The 24140-nt window shown below is 74.2% G+C and carries 16 protein-coding genes and 1 pseudogene; 7 read left to right on the plus strand and 10 right to left on the minus strand.

Annotated elements, in window-relative coordinates:
* Positions 1-168 precede the first annotated feature (168 nt).
* Positions 169-2277 carry a glycogen debranching protein GlgX gene (gene glgX / locus ACFYQQ_RS03255; RefSeq protein ID WP_356175914.1) on the plus strand — a complete coding sequence of 703 codons (2109 nt, stop codon included), beginning with the start codon at positions 169-171 and terminating at the stop codon, positions 2275-2277.
* Positions 2278-2494: 217 nt separating this feature from the next.
* On the plus strand, positions 2495-4879 hold the full coding sequence (treY, locus tag ACFYQQ_RS03260) for a malto-oligosyltrehalose synthase (RefSeq protein ID WP_388903151.1): 2385 nt from the start codon (positions 2495-2497) through the stop codon (positions 4877-4879).
* Here the strand turns inward: treY and ACFYQQ_RS03265 are convergent.
* A complete protein-coding gene (locus tag ACFYQQ_RS03265) occupies positions 4872-5933 on the minus strand; it encodes a cytochrome P450 (RefSeq protein ID WP_356175920.1) in 1062 nt (353 codons plus the stop codon). The genes treY and ACFYQQ_RS03265 overlap by 8 nt on opposite strands.
* Before the next feature lie 1086 nt (positions 5934-7019).
* On the opposite strand from ACFYQQ_RS03265, the gene ACFYQQ_RS03270 reads away from it, so the two are divergent.
* Positions 7020-8270, plus strand: coding sequence for a M14 family zinc carboxypeptidase (locus tag ACFYQQ_RS03270; protein ID WP_356175709.1), 1251 nt, complete (start codon positions 7020-7022; stop codon positions 8268-8270).
* Between the two features lie 142 nt (positions 8271-8412).
* Here the strand turns inward: ACFYQQ_RS03270 and ACFYQQ_RS03275 are convergent, their stop codons facing one another.
* From ACFYQQ_RS03275 to ACFYQQ_RS03285, 3 genes are all read right to left on the minus strand, one after another.
* Positions 8413-8820 carry an SSI family serine proteinase inhibitor gene (locus ACFYQQ_RS03275; protein WP_356237786.1) on the minus strand — a complete coding sequence of 136 codons (408 nt, stop codon included), beginning with the start codon at positions 8818-8820 and terminating at the stop codon, positions 8413-8415.
* Complete coding sequence (locus ACFYQQ_RS03280; RefSeq protein WP_388903156.1) at positions 8817-10142, minus strand: M14 family zinc carboxypeptidase; 1326 nt, start codon at positions 10140-10142, stop codon at positions 8817-8819. The genes ACFYQQ_RS03275 and ACFYQQ_RS03280 overlap by 4 nt, the downstream gene beginning before the upstream one ends.
* 232 nt (positions 10143-10374) lie before the next feature.
* Positions 10375-10926, minus strand: a complete 552-nt coding sequence (locus ACFYQQ_RS03285) for a DUF1707 and FHA domain-containing protein (RefSeq protein ID WP_355791809.1) — start codon at positions 10924-10926, stop codon at positions 10375-10377.
* 171 nt (positions 10927-11097) lie between these two features.
* Here ACFYQQ_RS03285 and treZ point away from each other — a divergent pair, with 171 nt between their 5' ends.
* On the plus strand, positions 11098-12855 hold the full coding sequence (treZ, locus tag ACFYQQ_RS03290; protein ID WP_356175701.1) for a malto-oligosyltrehalose trehalohydrolase: 1758 nt from the start codon (positions 11098-11100) through the stop codon (positions 12853-12855).
* Positions 12856-13036: 181 nt separating this feature from the next.
* Here the strand turns inward: treZ and ACFYQQ_RS03295 are convergent, their stop codons facing one another.
* The 4 genes from ACFYQQ_RS03295 to ACFYQQ_RS03310 form a co-directional block, all read right to left on the minus strand.
* Positions 13037-14014, minus strand: coding sequence for an aminoglycoside phosphotransferase family protein (locus ACFYQQ_RS03295; protein WP_356175699.1), 978 nt, complete (start codon positions 14012-14014; stop codon positions 13037-13039).
* A 54-nt stretch (positions 14015-14068) separates the two neighbouring features.
* Positions 14069-15190 (minus strand): aminopeptidase P family protein, encoded by a 1122-nt coding sequence (locus ACFYQQ_RS03300; protein WP_355794383.1) that lies wholly within the window; start codon positions 15188-15190, stop codon positions 14069-14071.
* Between the two features lie 292 nt (positions 15191-15482).
* Complete coding sequence (locus tag ACFYQQ_RS03305; RefSeq protein ID WP_388903161.1) at positions 15483-16193, minus strand: PDZ domain-containing protein; 711 nt, start codon at positions 16191-16193, stop codon at positions 15483-15485.
* A 67-nt stretch (positions 16194-16260) separates the two neighbouring features.
* Positions 16261-17127: a LysR family transcriptional regulator gene (locus ACFYQQ_RS03310; protein ID WP_355785558.1), complete on the minus strand. Its 867-nt coding sequence runs from the start codon at positions 17125-17127 to the stop codon at positions 16261-16263.
* Positions 17128-17222: 95 nt separating this feature from the next.
* Here ACFYQQ_RS03310 and ACFYQQ_RS03315 point away from each other — a divergent pair, with 95 nt between their 5' ends.
* Entirely contained in the window at positions 17223-18074 is an 852-nt protein-coding gene (locus tag ACFYQQ_RS03315) for a hypothetical protein (RefSeq protein ID WP_355785555.1), read from the plus strand.
* A gap of 61 nt (positions 18075-18135) precedes the next feature.
* On the opposite strand, the gene cyc2 is transcribed toward ACFYQQ_RS03315, so the two are convergent.
* Entirely contained in the window at positions 18136-20316 is a 2181-nt protein-coding gene (gene cyc2, locus ACFYQQ_RS03320) for a germacradienol/geosmin synthase Cyc2 (protein WP_356237782.1), read from the minus strand.
* A gap of 257 nt (positions 20317-20573) precedes the next feature.
* Here cyc2 and ACFYQQ_RS03325 point away from each other — a divergent pair.
* Positions 20574-21344 (plus strand): annotated as a pseudogene (locus tag ACFYQQ_RS03325) (alpha/beta fold hydrolase); the annotation flags it as partial.
* A gap of 146 nt (positions 21345-21490) precedes the next feature.
* The gene (locus ACFYQQ_RS03330; protein ID WP_355786370.1) at positions 21491-22753 is read left to right on the plus strand and encodes a cytochrome P450; all 1263 of its coding nucleotides are present in this window, start codon (positions 21491-21493) and stop codon (positions 22751-22753) included.
* Between the two features lie 45 nt (positions 22754-22798).
* Here the strand turns inward: ACFYQQ_RS03330 and ACFYQQ_RS03335 are convergent, their stop codons facing one another.
* A complete protein-coding gene (locus tag ACFYQQ_RS03335; protein ID WP_355786373.1) occupies positions 22799-23953 on the minus strand; it encodes a damage-control phosphatase ARMT1 family protein in 1155 nt (384 codons plus the stop codon).
* Between the last annotated feature and the right edge of the window lie 187 nt (positions 23954-24140).

Below are 24140 nucleotides of genomic sequence, written 5' to 3' on the forward strand. Positions count from 1 at the left end.
ACTCCCCCTGCGTCGCTGAGAGTTCATCGAGCCCCACTGTTGGGCATAGTGCGTATGCCCTGGTCACCCGGTAAGAGGGAGGTAAGTCCTAGGAGGTTCCATCACTTTCGGGGAGACTCGGCCGCGAGTCGCCCTCAGGGGCACAGCACTACTGGAAGAGTCGTATCCATGCAGGTCTGGCCTGGAGAGGCGTATCCACTCGGCGCGACGTACGACGGCGCCGGCACCAATTTCGCGGTCTTCTCGGAGGCCGCCGACCGGATCGAGCTGTGTCTGCTGCACGACGACGGCTCGGAGACAGCGGTGGAGCTGCGGGAGACCGACGCGTTCGTGCGGCACGCGTACCTGCCCGGCATCATGCCGGGACAGCGCTACGGCTTCCGCGTGCACGGCCCGTACGCGCCGGGGCGCGGGCTGCGCTGCAACTCCGCGAAGCTGCTGCTCGACCCGTACGCGAAGGCGATCAGCGGCGACATCAAGTGGGGCGAGGAGGTCTACGGCTATCACTTCGGGGCGCCCGACAAGAGGAACGATCTCGACTCGGCGCCGCACACGATGGCGTCCGTCGTCGTGAACCCCTACTTCGACTGGGGGGACGACCGCCGCCCCCGTACGGAGTACCACCACACGGTGCTCTACGAGGCCCACGTGAAGGGCCTCACGATGAAGCACCCGGCGCTGCCCGACGAACTGCGCGGCACCTACGCGGCGCTGGCCCACCCGGCCATCATCGAACACCTGACCGGGCTGGGGGTGACGGCTCTCGAACTGATGCCCGTGCACCAGTTCGTGAACGACCACCGGCTGGTGGAGATGGGCCTCAACAACTACTGGGGCTACAACACCATCGGCTTCTTCGCCCCGCACAACGCGTACGCGTCCTGGGGCGACCGCGGACAGCAGGTCCTGGAGTTCAAGTCGGCCGTCCGGGCCCTGCACGAGGCGGGCATCGAGGTCATCCTCGACGTGGTCTACAACCACACGGCCGAGGGCAACCACCTGGGCCCCACGCTGTCCTTCAAGGGGCTCGACAACCCGTCGTACTACCGGCTCACCGACGACCCGCGCTACTACATGGACACCACGGGGACGGGCAACTCGCTGCTCATGCGCTCCCCGCACGTCCTGCAGCTGATCATGGACTCGCTGCGGTACTGGGTGACCGACATGCACGTCGACGGCTTCCGCTTCGACCTGGCGGCGACACTGGCCCGGCAGTTCCACGAGGTGGACCGGCTGTCGTCGTTCTTCGACCTGGTGCAGCAGGACCCGGTCGTCTCCCAGGTGAAGCTGATCGCCGAGCCGTGGGACGTCGGCGAGGGCGGCTACCAGGTGGGCAACTTCCCGCCGCTGTGGACCGAGTGGAACGGCAAGTACCGGGACACGGTGCGGGACATGTGGCGGGGGGAGCCGCGCACCCTCGCGGAGTTCGCCTCCCGGCTGACGGGCTCCTCGGACCTCTACCAGGACGACGGCCGCCGGCCCCTGGCCTCGATCAACTTCGTCACCTGTCACGACGGCTTCACGCTGCACGACCTCGTCTCGTACAACGAGAAGCACAACGACGCCAACGGAGAGGAGAACCGCGACGGCGAGAGCCACAACCGGTCCTGGAACTGCGGGGCCGAGGGCGAGACCGACGACCCGGCCGTCCTGGAACTGCGGGCCCGGCAGATGCGCAACTTCCTGGCGACGCTGATGCTCTCCCAGGGTGTGCCGATGCTCAGCCACGGCGACGAGTTCGCGCGCACCCAGCACGGCAACAACAACGGCTACTGCCAGGACAGCGAGCTGTCCTGGGTGCCGTGGCCGGAGGACGGCAGTCCGCTGCTGGACTTCACGCGCGCGATGGTGTGGCTGCGGCGCGACCACCCGGTCTTCCGGCGGCGCCGCTTCTTCCACGGGCGGCCGGTGGAGGGCACGCACGACGACCTGTCGGACATCGCGTGGTTCACCCCCTCGGGCAAGGAGATGACCCAGCGCGACTGGGACTCGGCGCACGCGCGGGCGCTCACCGTGTTCCTCAACGGGCACGCGATCTCGGAACCGGGCCCGCGCGGGGAGCGGATCTCCGACGACTCGTTCCTGCTGATGTTCAACGCCTCGCCCAAGACGCTGGAGTTCGTGGTCCCGGTCGATCACGGACGGCAGTGGGAGGTGATCGTCGACACGGCACGCGCCGACGGGGTGCCACCGGGAACCGGCGAGAAGGTCCAGGCCGGCGACCGGCTGACCCTGGTCGACCGGAGCATGGCGGTGCTGCAGCGGCCCGCGTGACGCGGAGCCGGTGAGCGAGGGGCACACGCGCGTGGAGGGCGTTCCGCGAAGGACGCCGCCCACGCGTGGCGTGCCCCTTCGTCACGCCGGACGCGGGCGCGGGGCACCTCCGGACGGGGTGACGCGCTGCCCCGGTCGCCGGAAATCGGCCACCCGCGCGCGTGCGTCCGCAGGAGCCGATGACACGAAGGGCGGCGGGGCGGGTACGTAGCTCTGCATGACATCTGAGCGTCCTGACCCCGTGACGGTGCCCACGGCACCCACCGCAACGTATCGGCTCCAGTTGCAACCGGAGTTCCCTTTCGCGGCGGCCGAGGCGGCCGTGCCGTACGTGGCCTCGCTCGGCGTCTCCCACCTGCACCTGTCCCCCGTCCTGGAGGCCGTCCCCGGCTCGCTGCACGGCTACGACGTGACGGACCACGGGCGCGTGCGGGCCGAACTGGGCGGCGAGGAGGGTCTGCGCTCGCTGTCCCGCACCGCGCGCGAGCACGGCCTGGGGCTGGTGGTCGACATCGTGCCGAACCACATGGCGATGTCCCCGCGCCACAACCGCCCCCTGTGGGAGGTCCTGCGGGAGGGGCCCGAGTCGCCCTACGCGCGCTGGTTCGACATCGACTGGCAGGCCCAGGACGGCCAGCTGCTGCTCCCGGTGCTCGGACACCCGTTCGGCGCGGAGGTCGGCCGGCTCAAGGTCGACGGCGACGTGCTGCGCTACTACGACCACGTGTTCCCCCTGCGCGAGGGCACCGAGGACCTGCCGCTGCCGCAGCTCCTCGACGCGCAGTGGTACCGCCCGGTGTGGTGGCGGCTGGCCCGGACCGAGCTCAACTACCGGCGGTTCTTCAGTATCTCGGAGCTCATCGGGGTGCGGGTCGAGGACCCGGAGGTGTTCACGGCGACCCACGAGACCGTCCTGCGGCTGCTCGGCGAGGGCGTCGTCGACGGACTGCGCGTCGACCACCCCGACGGCCTCGCGGACCCGGACACCTACCTGCGCCGCCTGCACGAGGCGACCGGCGGGCGCTGGACGGTGGTCGAGAAGATCCTGGCCGACGGCGAACCGCTGCCGGCGTCCTGGCCCGTCGCCGGCACGACGGGATACGACGCCCTGCGGCACGTGGACGGCCTCTTCGAGGACCCGGCGGGCGCGGACGAACTCCTGGGCCGCTACCGCCGTTTCGCGGCCCCCGAGGCCGACGAGGGCGGCGACTGGGCGGCCACCGTGCGGCGCGCCGCCCACGAGGTCGTCACCCACGAGCTGGCCACCGAGGTCGAGCGCCTCGTGCGCGCGGCGAGCCGTCTGTGCGCGAGCTCCCCCCTGCCGGAGCTGCGCGACCGCACCCCCTGGGCGCTGCGCACCGCGCTGCGGGAACTCCTCGTCCGCATGGAGGTCTACCGGCCGTACGCCTCCGGGGACGCCTCCTCCGTCGTCACCGAGGAGGCCGCGGCCGAGGCACGGCGGGCCTTCACGGTGCCCGAGGAGGCCGAGGCCGTGGACGTCGTACGCGACCTGGTGCTCGGGCGGGCCGGCGACGGGCCGGGACACGCGGAGTTCCGGGCGAGGTTCGCCCAGACCTCGTCCGCGTTGCGCGCCAAGTCCATGGAGGACACCGCGTTCTACCGCTACGTGCCGCTCCTCTCGGCGAACGAGGTCGGCGGGAACCCGGGCAGCCCGTCGGTGTCCCCGGAGCGGTTCCACGCCTACTGCGCGCGCGTGCAGCGCGACTGGCCCACCACGGGCACCGTGCTGTCGACGCACGACACGAAGCGCAGCGCCGACGTGCGCGCGGCCGTCTCGGTGCTCACCGAGTGCCCCGAGCGGTGGGACGCCGTCCTGGCCGAGGCGACCGCCCTCCGCGTGTCCGGCGTGCCCGATCCGGCGCTGGCCTGGGCCGCCTGGCAGACGGTCTTCGGGCTCGGCCCGGCCGACGAGGAGCGGGTCCAGGGGGCGCTGGCCAAGCACGTCAGGGAGGCCGGGCTGCGGACCACGTGGACCGAACAGGACCCCGCGTACGAGGAGGCGGTGGCGGCGTTCGTCGAGGAGGGCCCCTGCGGCGCCCCCGGACGGCTCGTGCACGACTTCCGGGACACCGTCGAGCCGCATGTGCGGGCGAACGTCCTGGGGGCGGCCCTGGTCCAGCTGACGATGCCGGGCGTGCCGGACGTCTACCAGGGCACCGAAGGCGAGTACCGGGCCCTGGTCGACCCGGACAACCGCCGTCCGTTCGCGCCGCAGGAACGCCCCTCGGCCAAGGCCGCGCTGACCACGGCCGCCCTGCGGCTGCGGCGGCGGCGCCCCGACGTCTTCGGCGAGGCGGCGACGTACACGCCCTTGGACGCCGTGGGCCCGGCCGCGGACCACTGTGTCGCGTTCGCGCGCTCCGGAGAGGTGCTCACGGCGGTGACGCGGCTGTCGCTGCGGCTGGCGGAGGCGGGCGGCTGGCGGGACACCCGGCTGGAGCTGCCGCCGGGCCGGTGGGCCGACGTGCTGACCCCCGGGCGGGAGTTCTCGGGGCACGCGCGCGTGGCGGAGCTGTTCGCGGAGCTGCCGGTGACGTTGCTGGAGCGGGTGCCGGAGACCGGCGGCGGCGCTGTCAGCTGAACCGCACCAGAAGGGACCGCGGAGAACGGCCGAGCAGACCCGTCGGGACGGGGCGGAAGCCCGGCGCCCAGCGCAGGTGCGGCAGCGCGTCCAGCAGGGCGCGCAGGCCGTGCTCCGCCGTTCGGCAGGCCAGTCGGGCGCCCGGGCACCCCACGTCGTCCCCGGGCCGCTCCTGGGCCGCCTCCCCGATGCCGTACGCCTGCTCCCCCGGGTCGGCCCGGAAGGCGTCGTAGCGGTCGGGGTCGGTGAAGCGGGCCGGGTCCCGTCCCGCCGCTCCCGGCAGGCAGGCCACGGTGGCGCCCGCGGGTACGACGCCGATCCGCTCGGTGGCCCGGCGCAGGACGACGTGCAGCGGCGGATCGCGGCGCAGGGACTCCGCCCAGGCTCCCGGCACGAGCTCGGGACGCGCCCGGATCAGCTCCAACTGGCCCGGGTGGTCGAGCAGGTTGGCGAGGAACGAGGCGAGGGCGTGCCCGGTCCGCACGGCCGTGTCCAGCAGGGTGCCCGCGAGGGCCGTCACGGTCTCGTCGGGCAGCGGGCCCCCGTCGACCCGGGCGGTGCACAGCACCGAGAGCAGGTCGGCGCGCGGGTGGGTGCGACGGCGGACCACGTGAGGGCGCAGCAGCGCGTCCCAGTGCCCCGCGCCCGTCCGGCCCCGCTCCCGCACCAGCCGGGTGTCCCCGCGGGGCAGGCCGAGGACGACGACGGCCGCGGCGGCGGGCAGCCAGTGGCAGAACTCGCCCACCAGATCGGCCTCTTGGCGTCCGGAGAGCCGACGGGCCAGCACATGGGCGACCCGCTCGATCCCGGCGGTGAACGCGTCCTCCCGCAGGGCCGAGTGCAGGAGGGTCCGCGCGCCCCCGGCCCGGGGCGGCGCCGGCTCCGGCGAGGCGAGCAGCCTCGGGTCGGCGAGGGCGGCGCGCACATCGGCGTACCGGCTGATCAGCCAGGCCCCGACCGGCTCGTCGTACACGACCGGGAAGCCCTCGCGCAGCGCGCGGTACAGCGGGAAGGGGTCGCGTGCGGTCCCGGGAGCGCCCAGACTCGGCGGCACAGGCCGCGGCGGCCGGGCCGGCGTGCCCGGCCCGCCCGGCGAAGGGGCCAGGGCCGTGGTGCCGCCGGGAAGCCCGTGAGGACACAGCACCACCGGCCTCCCGCCGCTGGGTGCGCGCGGCGGACTCGCGCGCAACTGCACCCAGCGGACCACCGGCGCTCCGGCCCCGCAGTCCCGGTACACCCGGACGGGTGAACTCCCCGGGCGGCGAGCGTGGACGGCCGGCGGGGTCCTGGCCGGCGACGGGCGGGGTGAGGCGCGGGTTTGGGGCGAGGGACGTGCCGGTGGACCCTGTCGCCGGGAACCTGGCGGGCGTCGGCGGGCGTTGATGGCTCGCACGGCGGACTTCGTCGGCGGGCACGGGCGGCCCGTCCGGCCTCCGCCGGCCGGGATCGGTGACACGCACGGCGGTCTCCCTCGGCGGGTGCCGCCGGCTCGCACAGGAGCCGGCCTCGGCTCGCGGGGTGCCGCCGACCCGCACGGGAGCCGGCCTCGGCTCGCGGGGTGCCGCCGGCCCGCACAGGAGCCGGCCTCGGCTCGCGGGGTGCCGCCGACCCGCACGGGAGCCGGCCTCGGCTCGCGGGGTGCCGCCGGCCCGCACGGGAGCCGGCCTCGGCTCGCGGGGTGCCGCCGGCCCGCACGGGAGCCGGCCTCGGCTCGCGGGGTGCCGGTGGTCCACGGGTCCCGACCTGGGCGTGAGTGGTGGTGCCGGGTGCCCGCCGGGTCGCCTCAGCGACCGGCTCCCGCGTCCGTACGCTCCCGGGGCCCGGGGCGGCCCGGCGGCGCACGGTGGTGAACAGGGCCGCCTCGTGCGCGCCCGTGGCCGCCCTCGCGGGACCCATGTACGTAGCGGGGGCGTCCGACCCCGCTGGGGGCCGGGCGGGGTCCGGCAGGCCCGTGCCGGTCCGTGCGCGCCGCCCTCGGGCCTCCGGCCGCCCTCCGAGGGCGGGACGGCAGGCGGGGGCCGTCGCCCCGAGGGCCGTGAATGCCTCCGGGCGCCCCTCGGAGCCGCCCCGGCGTTTCCTTGACAGTTCACCGAGTCCGTGGAGTACTGCGGAATGCGATGGCCGGGCGGACACGTCGGGGGTGAGTCCACTGCCGGAGCTGCGCTACCTCAGTGTGTCCGAACTCTTCTCGTCCGCACGGGCGCTGGCCGATCACCGGCCGGGACTGTGCACGCTCAGAAAGGTCGGCACCTCCCGCGCGGGCCGGGCCATGCACCTGCTGTCCGTCGGCCACGCCTCCCGCGCCGTCCTGGTCGTCGCCGGGGCCCACGCCAACGAGCAGACCGGCGGTTCGACCCTGCTCGCCCTGGCCGAACGCTTGCTCTACGAAAGGGAGTTGAGGGCCGACACCTCCTGGCACTTCCTGCTCTGCGCGGACCCGGACGGCGCGAGCCTGCACGTGACGCCGGCGCCGCGCACGCTGTTCGACTACCACCTCGGCTTCTTCCGCCCGGCCGGTCCCGAGCAGCCCGAGTGGTCGCCGTCGGTGCTGCCGCCGGACCGGCTGCCGCCCGAGACACGGACCCTCCTCGGTGTCATCGACGAGGTGCGGCCCTACCTCCAGGTGACCCTGCACGGGACCGATCTCGGGGGCAGCTGGGTGCAGTTGACGAAGGACGTCCCCGGGCTGGCCGAACCGTTCGCCAAGTCCGCGGCCGAGTTGCACATCCCGGTGGAGACGGGCCCCTCGGACGCCGCCGGCTGGCCGGCCTCGGGCCCCGGGGTGCACGTGATGCCGGGACCGGACTCGCCCACTGCGTACCCGAGCATGCCGGACGACGCCCGGCACAGCACCTGGTACCACGCCCACCGGTACGGCGGCCTGACGGCGGTCGTGGAGGTGCCGATGTGGGCCGGCGACCTGGTCGACGATCCGGCGCCCCACCCCGCCCCCGCGGCGGCCCTGCGGCACCTGGCCCGGCGGCTGGTGCGGGACGCGCTCCAGGTGGAACGCGTTCTCGCGGACGCCCTGCCGAGGCTGCCGGGTCCCGAGGGGCCAATGCTGCGGGCCGCCCGGTGGGCCCTGGACCTCGTACCGGGTCTCGCGGGTGACTGGGCCGCGGCACCGCCGCCGGGAGCCACGGTGGCGTACGTGGGCAGCGTCGACGCGTTCGGGCGCCGGCTGCCGTTGCGGGCGGCGGCGATGCTGCTGCGGGTCCTGCGGGAGACCGACGACCGTGCGGCCCCTCATCTCGAACGGCTCGTCGCCGCCTGGAGCGAGGCCTTCACCGAGCACTTCCGCGCCCGCTGGGTCCCGCTGGAACACCAGGTCGAGCACCAGACCCGCACGGTCGTCGCGGCGGCCCGCCACGCCCGCGACCGGGCGGCGTGAACGGTCCGGCGGCACAGACGGCACGAACGAGGGCGTACGGGGGTGGTGCCGCCTCGTGGGCGACGGGCGGCACCCCCGTCCGACCGCCGGCCTGTCAACTTCGTTGAGGCGTCCGGGCATTCGTGCTTCCGGGCATCGGATGTCAATCCGTCAGGGCGAACACCGTCCTCGTCTCGGCGGCCATCACGCAGGAGTTCGAGAAGGTGCGGCTGTACTCGGTGGGCTGCCCGGCCCACTCGCCGCGCGCGGTCACGGTCACCGGCGCGTAGACCATGGGGCAGATCGCGTCAGCCCTCGGCTGGATGCGGGCGATGTCACCCCGCACCGCCCGGAGCTCGTCGCAGGCCTGCGCCGCCCGCACGTGTCCGCGCGGCGGATCGCACAGCAGGAGCGTGCCGCGGGTGGCCCCGGTGGCGGCCTCGCCCGTGGTCACGGTGAGGTAGAGCCAGTCCCCGGGGACCGCCGCCGCGCGGGCCGGTGCGGGACCCAGCGCGAGGAGCGCGATCGCCGCCAGCAGACCACCACGTACCGCTCGAGAGGTTTTCGTCATTCCCGGTGCATCGGCACGGCGGCCTGACTTCCCCAGCCGGGCTCACCCGAACGGGAGGGGCCGGGTTCGCCCCGCCGGGCCAGTCCGAACGCGGCGAGGACCACGCGCGCCTGGAACTCCACCTGCCGTGCGACCGGCACCCAGCGGGCTCCGTAGCCGTCGTGGTAGTCGGCGCACCACACGTCGATGAGCCGGTCCAGCTCCGGCAGCACACCGGCCGCGGCGGCGCCGGCGCCGGTCGCCAGCTGGTGCAGCAGTCCCGCCGTGCGCAGCGCGACCCGGCGCCCGGAGATGCCGAGAGCGGCCAGGCGGGCGGTGTCGAGGGGCGGCAGCGGACGTGACCCGCCGTCGTCGGTGTCGGGGTCCCAGGAGTCGGCGAGACCGGGGCCCACCAGTAAATAGTCGTCGACCGGCGCGAGGAGGTGGGCCGCGTCCGGGACGGCGGACAGCGCGGGCCGCAACCGCCGGAGCATCGCCTCCAGCAGCTCCGTGTCGCGGCGCAGGGACCGGCTCACCGCCCGGAGGACCGCGTCGGCGTCCCGGGGCGGCCGGGCGTCCTCCACGGCCGCCACCCCCCACATGGGCGCCTCGACCACGGCCGTCACCGTGCCGTACGCGTGCGGGTGGAACCACGTCGACTCCACCGCCGCCTCCGTGATGGCGGCGGCCAGGTCGCCCCGGCGCGGCGGCGGGATGCGGTACACGGCGGGGCCGAGCGTGGGCCAGTACAGGGTGTCGTACGGACCCAGCTCGCGCGGGATGCCCAGTCGCGCCGCGGTGTGCGCGACGCGCTGGGCGAGGCCCGGCAGCTCGCGGGTCAGCTCGACGAATCCGCCGCCGACGTCGACGCCGTGCAGGGACGCCTGGAAGAAGGGCCGCAGCTCGTCCTGGAGGTCGAGGAGGGTGCGGGTCTCGGGCAGGGCCGCGTCCGCCGCGCCGTCGGGCAGCCACTCGGGCTGCTCCAGGAAGCCCGGGCGAAAGAAGTTCCGGAAGTAGCGGCCCAGGGTGTACGGGCCCGGCAGCCAGCGTTCATTGCGGCGCGCGCCGTCGGGGTCGAGGCAGAGCAGCAGGTTCCAGGTGACGTCCGCGTCCTCGCACAGCCTCGGGTCGGCGAGGACGCGCTCCGCGAGCCTGAGGACGGTGGCGCCACCCACGGGCTCGTTGGCGTGCGGGCCGGCGACGATCAGGGTGTGGCGTACGCCGTGTCCCACGGACAGCAGCCACATCGGGGTGCCCGCCCGTGACGTCCCCGCGCGGCGCAGCCGGGCGTCCCGCGGGTGGCGGGCGACGAGGGCCGCCGCGCGGGCGCTCAGCTCGTCCACGGTCGGATAGCGGAGGAGTGGCGGCAGGGCGCACCTCCACTGGACGGTGCCGTCGTTTCACCCGATGTGCGGGGAAGAGGACAGTCAGCCACGGCTCATGGGGTACGTCAACACCCCGGAGGTGACGGGGAGTTGGGTGACCTCACTGCGTAAAACCCAGGCCAGAGCTTTGCGGGGCGGGGTCAGCTCTTGGGCACGGGGACGCAGGGGTGGGCCGCGCGCCGGGTGGTGCTCACTCCGACGCGAGCCGGAACGACATCCTCCCGAAGCCGACCTGATCGCCGTCGCGGACCACGGCGGCGCCGATGACCCGGCGTCCGTTCACCGTGGTGCCGTTGGTCGAACCGAGGTCGCGCAGCACCCACATCCCGCCCTGGCGGCTCAGTTCGGCGTGCACACGGGAGACCGTCTCGTGGTTGAGCCGCAGTCCGCTGGCGGGGTCCCGCCCTATGCGCAGCGGATAGCCGTTGCCCGCGTGGGGCAGCTGGAGCTTGGGAAGCCGCTCGGCCCGCCACGCCCTGCGCAGCCGGAGGGGGAAGCCGGACACCGCCTCGACGGTGCCGAACACCAGCCGCGACCAGCGGCTTTCGGTGGACAGGTCGGCGGTGAGCACGGCGAGGTCCTCGGAACGCCGGGCGGCGAGCGCCAGTTCCATGCGCCGGATGAACGTGTCGTGCGAGAGCCGCCCCAGCGCGACACCGTCACGGAGCACCTGCAACGCCCTGTCGCGCTCGGCGTCCGAAGGCCGCGCGGGGTACGTATGGAACTCGAAAGACGACGTCACGCTCGTGATTGTCGGACAGCGGGAGCGGGGTGTCCAGAAAACAGGGGAAAGGAACGCGGCGGCCGGCGGAAGGTCCGGAGCGGCAAAAGGGTCGATCCAAAAGCGAATTGATCTCGCGTGACGCACCATGGACGGACTACGTCACGCTGAGCAGACGAGGGAGAACCGTCCGTGCAGTTCGAGGTGTGGGCACCACAGGCCGACCGGGTCACGCTCCAGTGCGGCGACTCCACGCGCGCGTTGGCGCGCGATCCCGACCGCCCCGGCTGGTGGACGGGAGAGGCCGAAGCGCAGGACGGCACGCGGTACGGCTTCGCCGTGGACGACGGGCCCGTACGGCCCGATCCGCGCTCCCGGCGCCAGCCGGACGGCCCGGACGGGCTGAGCGCGGTCGTCGACCAGGGGCGCTACGTATGGCGCCGGGACTGGGCGGGACGCGGTCTGCCGGGTGCGGTGCTGTACGAGCTGCACGTGGGCACCTACACGCGCGAAGGCACCCTGGACGCGGCCGCCGACCGGCTCGGGCACCTGGCGGAACTGGGGATCACGCACGTCGAGCTGATGCCGCTGTGCCCCTTCCCCGGCCGGCACGGATGGGGGTACGAGGGCGTCTCACTGTGGGCCGTGCACGAGCCGTACGGCGGGCCAGAGGCACTGAAACGGTTCGTCGACCGCGCCCACGAGCTGGGCCTCGGCGTCGTCCTCGACGTCGTGCACAACCACCTGGGCCCCTCCGGGAACTACCTCCCGGCGTTCGGGCCGTACTTCACCGACACCCACCAGACGCCCTGGGGCTCCGCGGTGAACCTGGACGCGCCCGGCTCGGACGAGGTTCGCGCCTTCCTCGTCGACAGCGCGCTGGCCTGGCTGCGGGACTACCGCCTCGACGGGCTGCGCCTGGACGCGGTGCACGCCCTGGTGGACACGCGCGCGCTCCACTTCCTGGAGGAACTGTCGACGGCCGTGGACGACCTCGCCGCCGACCTCGGCCGCCCGCTGTTCCTCATCGCGGAGTCCGACCTGAACGACCCGCGGCTCATCCGCACCCGCAAGGAGGGCGGCCTCGGACTGCACGCGCAGTGGAACGACGACTTCCACCACGCCCTGCACACCACCCTGACCGGCGAGGGCCAGGGCTACTACGCCGACTTCGCGCGGGCCCCGCTCGCGGCGCTCGCGAAGACGCTCACGTCCGGCTACTTCCACGACGGCACCTACTCCAGCTTCCGAGGGCGCCGTCATGGCCGCCCGCTGGACCGCACGCAGGTGTCGGCGCACCGGCTGCTGGGTTACTCCCAGACCCACGACCAGATCGGCAACCGCGCCCTGGGAGACCGGCTCTCCGCCGCCCTCTCCCCCGGCCTCCTCGCCTGCGGGGCCGCGCTGACGCTGACCGGGCCCCTCACCCCGATGCTGTTCATGGGCGAGGAGTGGGCGGCCGGCACCCCCTGGCAGTTCTTCACCGACCACACGGACCCCGAGCTCGCGGACGCCGTACGCCGGGGCAGGCGCCGCGAGTTCGCCGCCCACGGCTGGGCCGAGGAGGAGGTGCCCGACCCCCAGGACCCGGCGACCCGGGAACGCTCGTGCCTCGACTGGTCCGAACTGGAGCCGGGCCCCGACAACGCAGTCCACACGCGCGTGCTTGCCTGGTACCGGGAGCTGATCGCCCTGCGGCACCGCCAGGCCGACCTCACCGACCCCGACCTCGCGGCGGTCAAGGTGGCCTACGACGAACAGGCCCGCTGGCTCGCCCTCGGCCGCGGTGACGTACGGGTGGCCGTGAACCTCGGCAAGGATCCGGCGGTGATCCCCCTGGGTCTGCGCCGCGCCCGCGTACTGGCCGCCTGGGAGCCGGTCACGACCCCGGGCCCGGACGGCCTGCTGAACCTGCCGGGCGAGTCGTGCGTGGTGCTCACGCAGGCGTGAGGGCCGGCGGGGCCGGCGGAGGCGGTGGGAGCACCGGTGGGGGCGCCGGTGGAGACGGTGGGGCCAGTCGGACCGGTTCGACCGGCCCGACCGGCCAGCCCGGTTGGACCCGTCAGCACGTAAGGCTGGTGAGCCCGCCCTCCCCGCCCGCCGCCCCACCCGAGCCCGACACCGAGCCCCCCTACTCCGCCCCCTCCCCCAGATCCGTGACCCGCTCCAGCAGGATCGGCTCCCACGCCCGGTGCAGCCGCGTACGCGACAGCGACGGCGACTCGCCGGAGACCGCATCGGCGGCGCCGCCCCGGAGCCGGGCGGCGAGGCGGATCACGGCGTCGCAGCGGGCCAGCCAGAGGCCGCGCAGGCACGGGCGCGCCCCGTACCCGGCGAGCGTCGCGGCGCGTACGGCGGCCGGGGCGCCGACGGCTACGGCGAGTCCGGCGATGTCCTCGGCGGGGTCGCCGGTCACGGCCCCGCTCCAGCCGAGGACGCCGCGCACGCGCCCGTCGGCGCTGACCACGAGGTGCTCGCCGCCGAGCGCGTGATGGACGAGGACCGCGGCCCCCGGCTGGGCGGCCAGTTGGACCGCGGCGGACCCGGTGAGCCGGCTGAGCGCGGCGGGGTCGAACTCGTCGACGGCCGCGAGCTGCCCGGCGGCCTCCTCGGCGGCGGTGCGCAGCGCGTCCAGTGAGCGCGGCGTCTCCCGGGGGACGCCGAGTGTCTCGGCCTGCCGCACCGGGACGTCGCGCAGTCCGGTCAGCAGTCCCGCGAGGTCGGTCTCGCCGACCGCCGAGACGGTGTGCCCCTCGGCGCTCCCGCCGGGAAGCCTCGCGTCGAGCGTGCAGGTCAGACCGGGTGCCCACTCCCCCTGGGCGACGCTCACCGGAACCGGGACGGGAAGGTGCGGCCGTACGAGGTCGCGCAGGCGCAGTTCGCGGCGCTGCCGTGTGGACGCGTCACGGTCGGGGGCGAGCCGCAGCACATGCCGGGTGCCGACCCACCAGGTGTGTCCCTCCCCGCCCTCGGCGACGGGCCGGACGTCCGGTACGGCTCCGGCGGGCCCCCCGCGCGCCGCCGCACCACCCCCCGCTCCGCCGTCGGTGAGCAGGGAGCGGACCACAGAGCGGACGGTTTCCGCGGTCGGTGTCGATGCCTGGGTCATGGACGCGCCATTGCCGTTCGGGACGTGGACGTGGTGGGGCCTGCCGGGATCCGGTCAGCCGACGATCATCAGTTCGCGGTCGGTGGTGTTGAGACGGCGTCCGCCGTCCTCGGTCACCGTCACGATGTCCTCGATGCGTACCCCGAACCGGCCCGGCAGGTAGATGCCGGGCTCCACGGAGAAGCACATCCCGGGGACGAGGGGCTGTTCCTCGCCTTCGATCATGTAGGGCGGTTCGTGGGTGGTGACGCCGATGCCGTGGCCGGTGCGGTGGATGAAGCGGTCGCCGTATCCGGCGTCGGTGATGACCGCGCGGGCGGCCCGGTCGACGTCCTGGCAGGCGGCTCCCGGCCTGACCGCCCGTACGCCCTCCTCCTGGGCGGCGCGCACGATGTCGTGCACCTTGCGCTCCTCCTCGCCGGGCTCGCCGACGTGCACGGTGCGGGAGGTGTCCGAGCCGTAGCCGTGCTTGAGACCGCCGAAGTCGAGGACGACCATGTCGCCGTGTTCGATGACGCGGTCGCCTGCCTCGTGGTGCGGGTTGGCGCCGTTCGGGCCCGAGCCGACGACGGTGAAGTCGACCTGCGAGTGCCCGTGCTGCCGCAGCAGGGCGGCGAGATCCGCGGCGACGTCCGTCTCCCTGCGCCCGGCGAAGGGGACCTTGAGGATCTCCTCGTACGTGGCGTCCGCGGCCGCGCCGGCGGCGGCCAGCCGTTCGATCTCCGCGGCGTCCTTGACCGCGCGCAGCATCGGCAGGGCTTCGGTGAGGGAGGCGTAGCGGGTCTCCGGCAGGCGTTGCTGGAGGCCGAGCAGGTGCATGGCCCAGGCGTTGTCGCTGACGCCGAAACGGCCGGTGCGGTCGAGGAGGGCGACCGCCGCCTCGTACGGGTCGGTGCCGTCGGTCCAGTCGCGGAGCGTCAGGGCGGGGGCAGCCGCGGCGGCCGCCGCGTCCGGTGCCTCCAGGGTCGGCACGACCAGGACGGGGTCCTCTCCGGGCCTGAGGACGAGCAGGGTGAGCCGTTCGGTCTCGACGGGCCGGTACCCGGTGAGCCAGACCAGGTCGGGTCCGGGTGCGATCAGTACGCCGTCGAGTCCGGCGTCGGCGGCGGTGCTCGCCGCCCTGCGCATCCTCGCCGCGTAGTCGTCCGCGGTGAAGGGCGCGGGTGTGCCGGTCATCCTTTGTCTCCGTTCGTCCGGAGTTCCCCCAGGGGCCTACGGGCAGCATCCTGCCCCTCCGTCGCGGCGGGCGCGAGCCGATCGGGCGCGCGGGATCCGTGTCCGCGGTGCGCGGTCCCCCGGGTGGCGACACCCGAGGTCACCGTGCGCCCCCGCAGACCGCCACCCGCGGCACGCTCAAGGTGACTGCGGAACCGACGCGCGCACTTGCCGCCGCCCGCACGCCGCACCGACGCTCCCGCCACCCGCCACCCGCCACCCGCCCTTGGACGCGCCCCCACGGCCCCCGCCCTCACGTCACGACCCCCGGCCTCGCCGTGAGCCGCTGCTGACCCCCGCCCGCGCGCCGCACGGTCAGGGTGACGGCGGAGCCGGGGCGCGCGTCGGCCACCGCCCGCGCGAGGGCGTCGGCCGAGGCGACCCGGGTCGCCCCGAGCGCCGTGAGCACGTCGCCGCGCACGAGGCCCGCGGAGTATCCGGGACCGGGCACATGGACGCCGACGACGAGCGCGCCCGCGCCACCGGGTGCGTCGACGGCCTCGACACCGAGAGTGGCCCGCGCCGGCTTCTCGGCGGGAGGCGGACTCCCTCTGCCCGCGAGCGATTCCCCGGTCGACATGGACCCCACGGACGGGTCCCGCCCGGTGGACTTGCCCGGCCCGCCCGGGTGTTCATCCGAAGCCGAGGGACCTGCCGACGGACCTCCGGACGGTCCGGACGCTCCCGGCGCACCCGCACCGGCACCGGCCTGCTTCTGCAGCGCGGCCAGTTTGCTCATGCCGATCACCGTGGCGCCCACGGTGCCGAGGCCCACGCCCGACAGCACCAGGGCCGTCCCGACGAACAGGCCGAAGAACAGGGTCATGAGCCGCCTGCCACGGCGCCGGGCGGCGTGCGGGCGGTGGGGCGCACGGCCGCACGGCTTCCCCGCCCCCTCCGTCGGGGGGTCGTCACCCGGCTCCCGGCCCGGCATCGGCTTCGGACGCAACGCAGTCTGTTCCATGGCTCGCCTCCGGCAGATGCTCTACCCAAGGCCTCGGCGCGCGACGATTCACCAACGAGTGAGACTTTCAGCGACGTTCGAGAAGTTTGTCCGCCATGGCCGCCGCGGCTCCCCGCAGCGACGCCCCGTGCACGAGTTCCGTGCGGTGCACGACGCGCGGGTCCAGGAGTGGCACGGCCACCGCGTCCGGGACGCCGGCTGTCGCGGTCCGGGGCAGCAGGGCCAGTCCGTGCCCGGCCGCGGCGAGGGCGACGAGGCAGCGGACGTCGGTGCCCTCGTAGCGCAGGGACGGGCGGAAGCCTTCCCCGCCGTGTGCCGCGCGGAGCTGGGACAGCGGCAGGGCCGCACCGGGGGCGTCCAGCCAGCGGGCGTCGACGAGATCGCCGAGGCGCAGCGCGTCCCGGGCGGCGAGCGGATGCGTCCGCGGCAGCAGTACGCAGACGGGTTCCTCCGCGACGCCGTGGGTCGTCAGCGGGGCGACGTCGGGCAGCCGGAGGGGGTCGCTCGGCGCGGCCAGACCGTCGACCAGACCCAGGTCGGCGCCGCCCGTCGCGACCGCCGTGGGGATCTCGTCCCGGCTCAGGACCCGCAGGGTCACGCCCGCCGGAGGCAGCGCCGCGAGCACCCGGGGGACGAATGCGGTGGGCGAGACCGCGAGCGTCAGGCCGGGTTCGGGAGCCCCCGCCATACGTACGACGTCGGCCCGGGCGGCGTCCAGGCGCAGCAGGAGCGGCTCCGCGTGTTCGAGGAGCCGCTCCCCCACGGCGGTCACGGCGACCGGGCGCCGGGTGAGCAGCGGAGCCCCGAGGTCCTGCTCCAGGGCGGCGATGTGCTGGGACACCGCGGACTGGGTGTAGCCCAACTCCCGCGCGGCCGCCGAGAAGGAGGCGAGTCGGGCCACGGCGACGTACGTACGCAGGAGATGCGGGTCCATGACCCCCAGCATCCCGTACGACATCAGTGACGCTTATCGAGGGTGCGCGGATCATCGTTGGACGTGAACCGGGCGTCCCGCCCAGGATGAACGGCATGACGAACCCCGCAGCCAGCCACCCTCACCCGCCCGCGTCGTCCACTCGGCAGGTCCCCTCCGCTCCGCTCGCCCCGCCCACTTCACCCGCTCCGACCGCCGGGTCGCCCTCGGCCGCTCCGACCGCTCCGACCGCCCGGATCGCGCTCGTGGGCGACCGCTCCCGGAACGTCGTCTCGCACACCCGCCTGCCGCTGCTCCTGGACGCCCTGGCCGACCGCGACCGGCTGGTCCTGGACGCCTACTGGATCTCGTCCGAGGACGCCGAACTGCCGGGAGCCGTCAGCGGTTTCGACGCGGTGTGGGTGGTGCCCGGCAGCCCCTACCGCAGTGAGGCGGGGGTCCTCGCCGCGGTCCGGACCGCCCGCGAGGAGGGCATTCCGTTCCTCGGCACGTGCGGCGGGTTCCAGCACGCTCTGCTGGAGTTCGCCCGCGACGTCTGTGGGCTCACCCGGGTCGCCCACGCCGAGAACGACCCCGGTGCCGACGACTTCCTCATCGAGCCGCTCGCCTGCTCGCTGGTGGGCCACGAGGCGGCCGTCACCGTGGATGCGGGATCACTCGCGCACTCCCTGATCGGTTCGGGGAGGACGGTGGAGCGGTACTTCTGCGCGTACGGCCCCTCCCGCCACCTCGACACCCTGCGCGCGCACGGCCTGCGGTTCAGCGGGCACGACGAGGACGGGAACGTACGGGTGGCCGAACTTCCCGGCCATCCCTTCTTCCTGGCCACCCTCTTCCAGCCGGAACTCGCGGGCGACGGCTCGCAGCCGCACCCGATCGTCCGGGCACTGGCGCGAGCCGCCGTGACGCACGCGGCGACGGTCACCCGGGCCGGTCGGTCCGCCTGACCGGCCGAGCACACCCCGGCGCCCCCGGCGAGGCGCCCGGGAACCCCGACCCTCCCGTGGCTCAAACGGAGATCGGCACCGCGGGCGCCCCCCAGGTGAACGGCAGGGCGGGCACCTGGTCGGGGACGAAGCCGTGGGCGCGGCGGGCCAGGTCCGCGGCGCCGTAGCGGCGGCAGTCCTGGTGCCACTTCAGGATGCCGGCCAGCCAGTTCTCCAGGTCCGTCACGTAGCCGCGCATGATGTCGCGGGCTTCCTCGGAGAGCTTGAAGTCGTCGTACAGGATGGGCAGTTCGTGGGCGGCGACGTGCTGGAACTGCTCCATGCGCTGGGTCATCAGGTCGTGGACGACGCCGAGTGCGGTCGGGTAGTCGCAGCCGAAGAAGTTCTGCACGACGAGGATGCCGTTGTGCACCTCGCCCTCGTACTCGATCTCCTTCTGGTACGAGAAGACGTCGTTGAGCAGCATCGCGTAGTCCATCGCCGCGTTCTCCAGCGAGCGGACCGGGCCGCTGCGGTAGACCTCCGGGGGGACCTGCGGGCCGTGGCCGAGCCGGCATAGGTTCATGGTCAGCTCGGAGCCGAAGGTGGCGCGCCGCATCTCCAGGTAGTCGACCGGGTCCGGGATGCGGTTCTGGATCTGGTTGGCCAGCTCCCACAGCCAGCTCTCCGTCATCACGTCGACGGCGGACTTCAGGGTGCGCCGCGCCTCCGGGGTCATCCCGGCCGTCGTCCGCGTCCACAGGTCGACGAGTCCGCGCTCCATGCCGTTGGTGGGGACGAGGGGCTCCTCGCCGTCCACGGGCATGCAGGCGGAGAGGCGCGCGGTGCACACCCTGGCCGTCGCGAGGTCGCGACGGTGGCCGAAGACGAGGGGGTAGTAGTCGTCGCCGTAGGTGCCCCAGGCGAGCCACTGGGAGGCCAGGTCGAGGCCCTCCTCGGTGGCGTCCGGATGGATGCCGGCGGCACACAACGGCAGGTCGTACGCGGCGAGTTTGTCCTCGTCCCAGACGCCCTCGCGCAGGATGCCCGTCGCGTGCGCCCAGTCGGCGATACGGCGGCGCGCCCCGTCGAGGTGGGGGCTGAGCCGCACCTGGAAGGGCATGTGGAAGTCGGGCAGTTGCGACGGGCCGACCTTCTGGTAGGGGACGTGGGTGAACGAGCGCAGCCGCTCCGCCCCGGCGCCGGACAGCAGGGCGCCGACGTCGGCGGCGGAGGTGCCGGGGCCGGAGGCGCCGTAGGGGTCGGTCGCGAGGGCGCCCTCGTTCATGTACCGGCTGGAGCGCAGGTGCCACTCGTGGCCGCCCGACTGCCAGTCCTGGAGTCCGCGTGTGTACGCGGCGACGGCGGCGACCTCGTCCGGGGCGAGCCCCTGTTCCAGGGCGACCGCGGGCACCTCGGTGAGCGCCGTGTGCTCGAACTGGTGCAGCCGTGAGGTGAGCACGTCGTTGACGATCTCGGCGGCCTCCTGCGTCGTGCAGCCGAAGAAGGTCTCCAGGACGAGGACGCCGTTGCTGAGTTCGCCCTCCTCCTCGACCTCCCGCTGGTAGGAGAAGAGGTCGTTGCGCAGGTGCACACCGTCGGAGAACGTCTCCATGAGGACCCGCAGCGGCCGCGACCCGGCGACGCGGGCGGGTACTTCGGCGGTCGCGTACTCCACGAGGCCCGCCGACCAGGGGGCGCCGCCCACCTTGCGGCGCATCTCGATGTACTCGACGGGGTTGGCGACGCGGCCCTCGTTGATGTTCGACAGTTCCCAGAGCGACTCGTTCAGAAGATGCTCCGTGGAGACGGCGAACCGCCTGCGCCAGTCCAGGGACATCGACGGGACCGTGCGCGCCCACAGGTCGGCGAGGCCCGCCTCCACCGGGTTCTCCGGCTCCGGTACGGGGGTGGCGAGGTCGAGGGGCATGAACAGCGGCAGCCGGTCCAGGTACGCCTTGCCGCCCTCGCGGTCCTGACTGCGTTTGAAGGTCTCCAGGAAGTGGTCGTCGAAGAAGAAGACCCACACGTACCAGTCGGTGATGAGCGAGAGCGCGGGCCCGTCGCAGTCGGGGTGGGTGTAGGCGCACAACAGCCCGTAGTCGTGCGCGTCCAGGTCGGACTGCTCCCAGATGCCGGAGCCCTCCAGCATGCCCATGCCGCGCGCCCACTCGGTCGTGTGGGCGCGGGCCTCGTCGACGTGCGGATTGAGCCGCGCGGCGTACGGCATGTAGAAGTGCGGGAGTTCGAACGGCTGCGTCATGGCCGGGCCCTACCCACGCCCTCGCTGGGGCATCCCCGGGCCCGGACATGATCACACCATCGCGTGAATCGGAGCCGAACAGGCCCGCGCCGGGAACTCCGGAGGCTCCCCCGCCCGCCAGCCGCAACGCCGGGTCCCCGCATGCCCTGAGCGCTCGGCGTACGGCCGGACTCCGGGCAGGGGGCACGCGCCGCCGGTCCGCGTGCGCTCGCGTGCGCGCCCTTGTCCGGCGGCGGCGCGCGGGCCACCGTATGGCCATGACCTCCTTCGTGCTGCCCCATGAACTGCACGGCGACGGCGCCCACAAGGTGTTCGCGGTGCACGGCTGGTTCGCCGACCGGAGCGCGTACGCGCCGGTGCTCGCGGACCTCGACCGCACGGCGTTCCAGTACGCGCTGGTGGACCTGCGCGGATACGGCGCGGCCCGGGACGCGGCGGGCGCGTACACGACCGCCGAGGCAGCCGCGGACCTGGTGGACCTCGCCGACCGCCTCGGCTGGGAGCGGTTCTCCGTCGTCGGGCACTCGATGGGCGGCAGCGTCGCGCAGCGGCTGCTGGCCCTGGCGCCGTGGCGGCTGCGCCGGATCGTCGGGGTCTCGCCGGTGCCTGCCTCGGGGCTGCCGCTGCCCGGGGAGCAGTGGGACCTGTTCGCGGACGCGGCGCACAGCGCGGACAACCGGCGCGCCATCATCGACTTCACGACCGGGAGCCGGCGCCCCGCGGCCTGGCTCGACCGGATGGTGGCACGTTCGTTCGCGGTGAGCGACGCGAAAGCGTTCCGTGCGTGGCTGGACTCGTGGGCCGGGGAGGACTTCCACGCCGAGGTCCAGGGCGCGACGGTGCCGGCGCTGGCCGTGACGGGCGCGCTGGACCCCGCCCTGTCGGCGGCGCTGATGGCGCAGACCTGGATGGGCTGGTATCCGCACGGCTCGCACCACGAACTGGCCTCGGCAGGGCACTACGCGATGGACGAGTCACCGCTCGACCTGCTCGCCGTGGCCGAGGGGTTCCTGCGCGAGGACGGCGCGGGCACGGGCGGCGACACGGGCACGGCCCGGGTGGAGGGGAGCGGGACCGGGGTCGTGTCCGGCGCCGCGACCCGGCCGTCGGAAGGAGGCGTGCCCCGTCCCGCCAGCGAGGGCGGGCACCGTCTCGCGGCCGAGGGCGAGTCCGTGTGAGCGTGCGGGAGGCGCCGCAGGTCCCCGACGTCTTCGATCCGCGGCGGTACGGCGACGGGGTCCCCCACGCCGCCTACCGCGTCCTGCGCGATCACCACCCGGTCGCCCGGCAGGCCGAGCCCGAGGTGCTGGGGTGGCCCGCCGGGCCGGGGTTCTGGGCGGTGACCCGGCACGCGGACGTCGTCCGGGTGCTGAAGGACGCTGCGGTCTTCTCCTCGTGTCTCGGGGCGACCCAGATCCGCGACCCGGACCCGGCCGACCTGCCGTTCATCCGCCGCATGATGCTCAACCAGGACCCGCCGGAGCACGGCAGGCTCCGGCGGCTGGTCAGCCGCGCGTTCACGCCGCACCGCACGGACCGCTTCGAGGCGTCGGCACGCGAGCGGGCGCGCACACTGCTCGCGGGCGCGCTCGAGACGGCCCGCGCGGGTGACGGCACCTGCGACGTGGTCGCCGCGGCCACCGACGACTACGCCCTGCTGAACCTCGCGGACCTGCTCGGCGTACCCGCGGGCGACCGGGGGCTGTTGCTGCACTGGACGCGGCGGGTCATCGGTTACCAGGACCCGGAGGAGGCGGGCGAACAGCTGCTCGACGCACGGGGCAGACCGGTGAACCCGCGTTCCCCCGGCGCGCTGCGGGACATGTTCGCGTACGCCCGGGACCTGGCCGCCCACAAGCGGCGCAATCCGGCCGACGACGTCATGTCCACCCTCGCCGCCGACCCCGAACTCACCGTCCCCGAGCTGGAGATGTTCTTCTTCCTGCTCACGGTCGCGGGCAACGACACCGTGCGCAGCGCCGCGCCCGGGGGCCTCGGAGCGCTCGCGGAACACCCCCGGGTGTACGAGGGCCTGCGCGCCGGTCGACACGAACTCCGGCTCACCATGGAGGAGTTGCTGCGCATGCATCCTCCGGTCCTCAGTTTCCGGCGTACCGCGGTCTCCGACGTGACGCTGGCCGGGCAGCGTGTCCGCGCGGGCGACAAGGTGGTCGTCTTCCACGCCTCCGCCAATCACGACGAGCGGGTCTTCACCGAACCGCACCGCCTGGACCCGGGCCGGGACCCGAACCCGCACGTCTCGTTCGGGGACGGTCCACACGTCTGTCTCGGCGCCCACTTCGCACGGCTTCAGCTGCGCGTGCTGTACGAGGAGACGCTGCGGGCGGTGCCCGAGCTCCGGGTCGCCGGGCCGCCCGTCCGGCTCGTGTCCAACTTCATCAACGGGGTCAAGTCCCTGCCGTTGCGGTTGATGTGAGCACCCGCGCCCGACCCCGGAACCGGCTGGGCCGACGGGGTCCGGTCAGGGCCTGGCCTGGATCAACGCGTGCGTGCCGCTCGTCCGCCAGCGCTGCCCCTCGGCGGCGACGAGATCGGACTCGGCCGACGCGTCGAGGCCGACGACGACGTCGGACTTCAGGGTGCGCAGGGCGGCGACCGGGCCGGGGAAGTACGCCGTGGCCGCGGCGAAGGAGGTGGTGGGCGGCCACAGCCGGTCACCCACCAGGCGGCGGTAGTTGAGGTCGCCCTTGAGGATGGTCAGGTCGGCCCGCGCGAACTCGTCGGCGAGGTCGTCGGGCATGTCGGCGTACGGCAGCGGGGCGCAGGAGAAGGGGTGGGCGCGGATCACGAGGCGCCCGTCGGTCAGCGCGGACCACAGGCGCCGTCCCGACTCGGCGGCGGCCCCGAGTGCCCCGGTCAGCCGGCGCAGGGCGTCGAGCAGGTCGGCGGTCGTGGCGTCGGAGACGTAGTACGGGTACGGCTTCAGGTGCAGCACGGCCCGGTCCGCGCGGCCGTGGCGCAGCAGGTGGTCGACGAGGAGCAGGTCGGGGATCAGCTCCCGGCCCGCGTTGTCCGCGACGACGCACACGGTGCCCCCGGCCGGCAGCGACCGGAGCAACGCGCTTTCGTCGGCGACGAGTTGGCTGTCGCCGGACGGGTCACCGGCGTCGGAGAGACGGAAGCCCAGGTCTGCGCGGTTGCCCCAGAGCGAGCCGTGCAGGAGGGACTGCGCCTGGTCCTCGGCCGACAGGGAGGACAGCTCGTCGAGCGCGGCGAGTTCGGCGTCGGCCTCGGGGGTGTCGAGTTCGGCGAGCTTGAAGGGGCGGAAGGGGTCGACGCCTTGCCACGCTCCGGGACCGAAGTAGCCCACGGCGTCGAGGAGTCGGCGGTAGAAGTAGCTCTCCGCCCAGAGGAAGGGGACGTCGAACCAGGAGCGGCCGGCGTGGGCTCGCAAGCCCCAGTCGTCCCACTGGGCCCGGTCCGCGGCGCCCGGCGCGAGCGGTTCCACGACGCCCTCGGTGGCGCTCCGGAGCAGTGCGTCGAGTGCCCGCCGCTCCTCCGGCCCGTGGGGGAAGGCCTCCCGCACCTTGCGGATGAGGGCGGGGTGCCGCTCGGCCAGCACGCTGTGCGGGAAGGAGCGCGGGTCGCTGCTGACGATCACGGGGGCGTCGGACATGGTGGTGCGTTCCTCCGGGCCGGGGCGGGGGCGGGGCCTCGGGAGGCACAGTAGCGTTCCGGGCCGGGCGCCCCGGGGCGCCCGGCCGGGCATCCGCATCGGATCCGGGGTGCGGTTCCGGGACCGGGGCAGGGCCGGCCGGCCGGCGCCCGTTCGCGCCGGCCGGCCTCCCGTCCGTGAGGGCAGC

This window comes from Streptomyces sp. NPDC005496, assembly GCF_042872045.1.
Classification (GTDB): domain Bacteria; phylum Actinomycetota; class Actinomycetes; order Streptomycetales; family Streptomycetaceae; genus Streptomyces.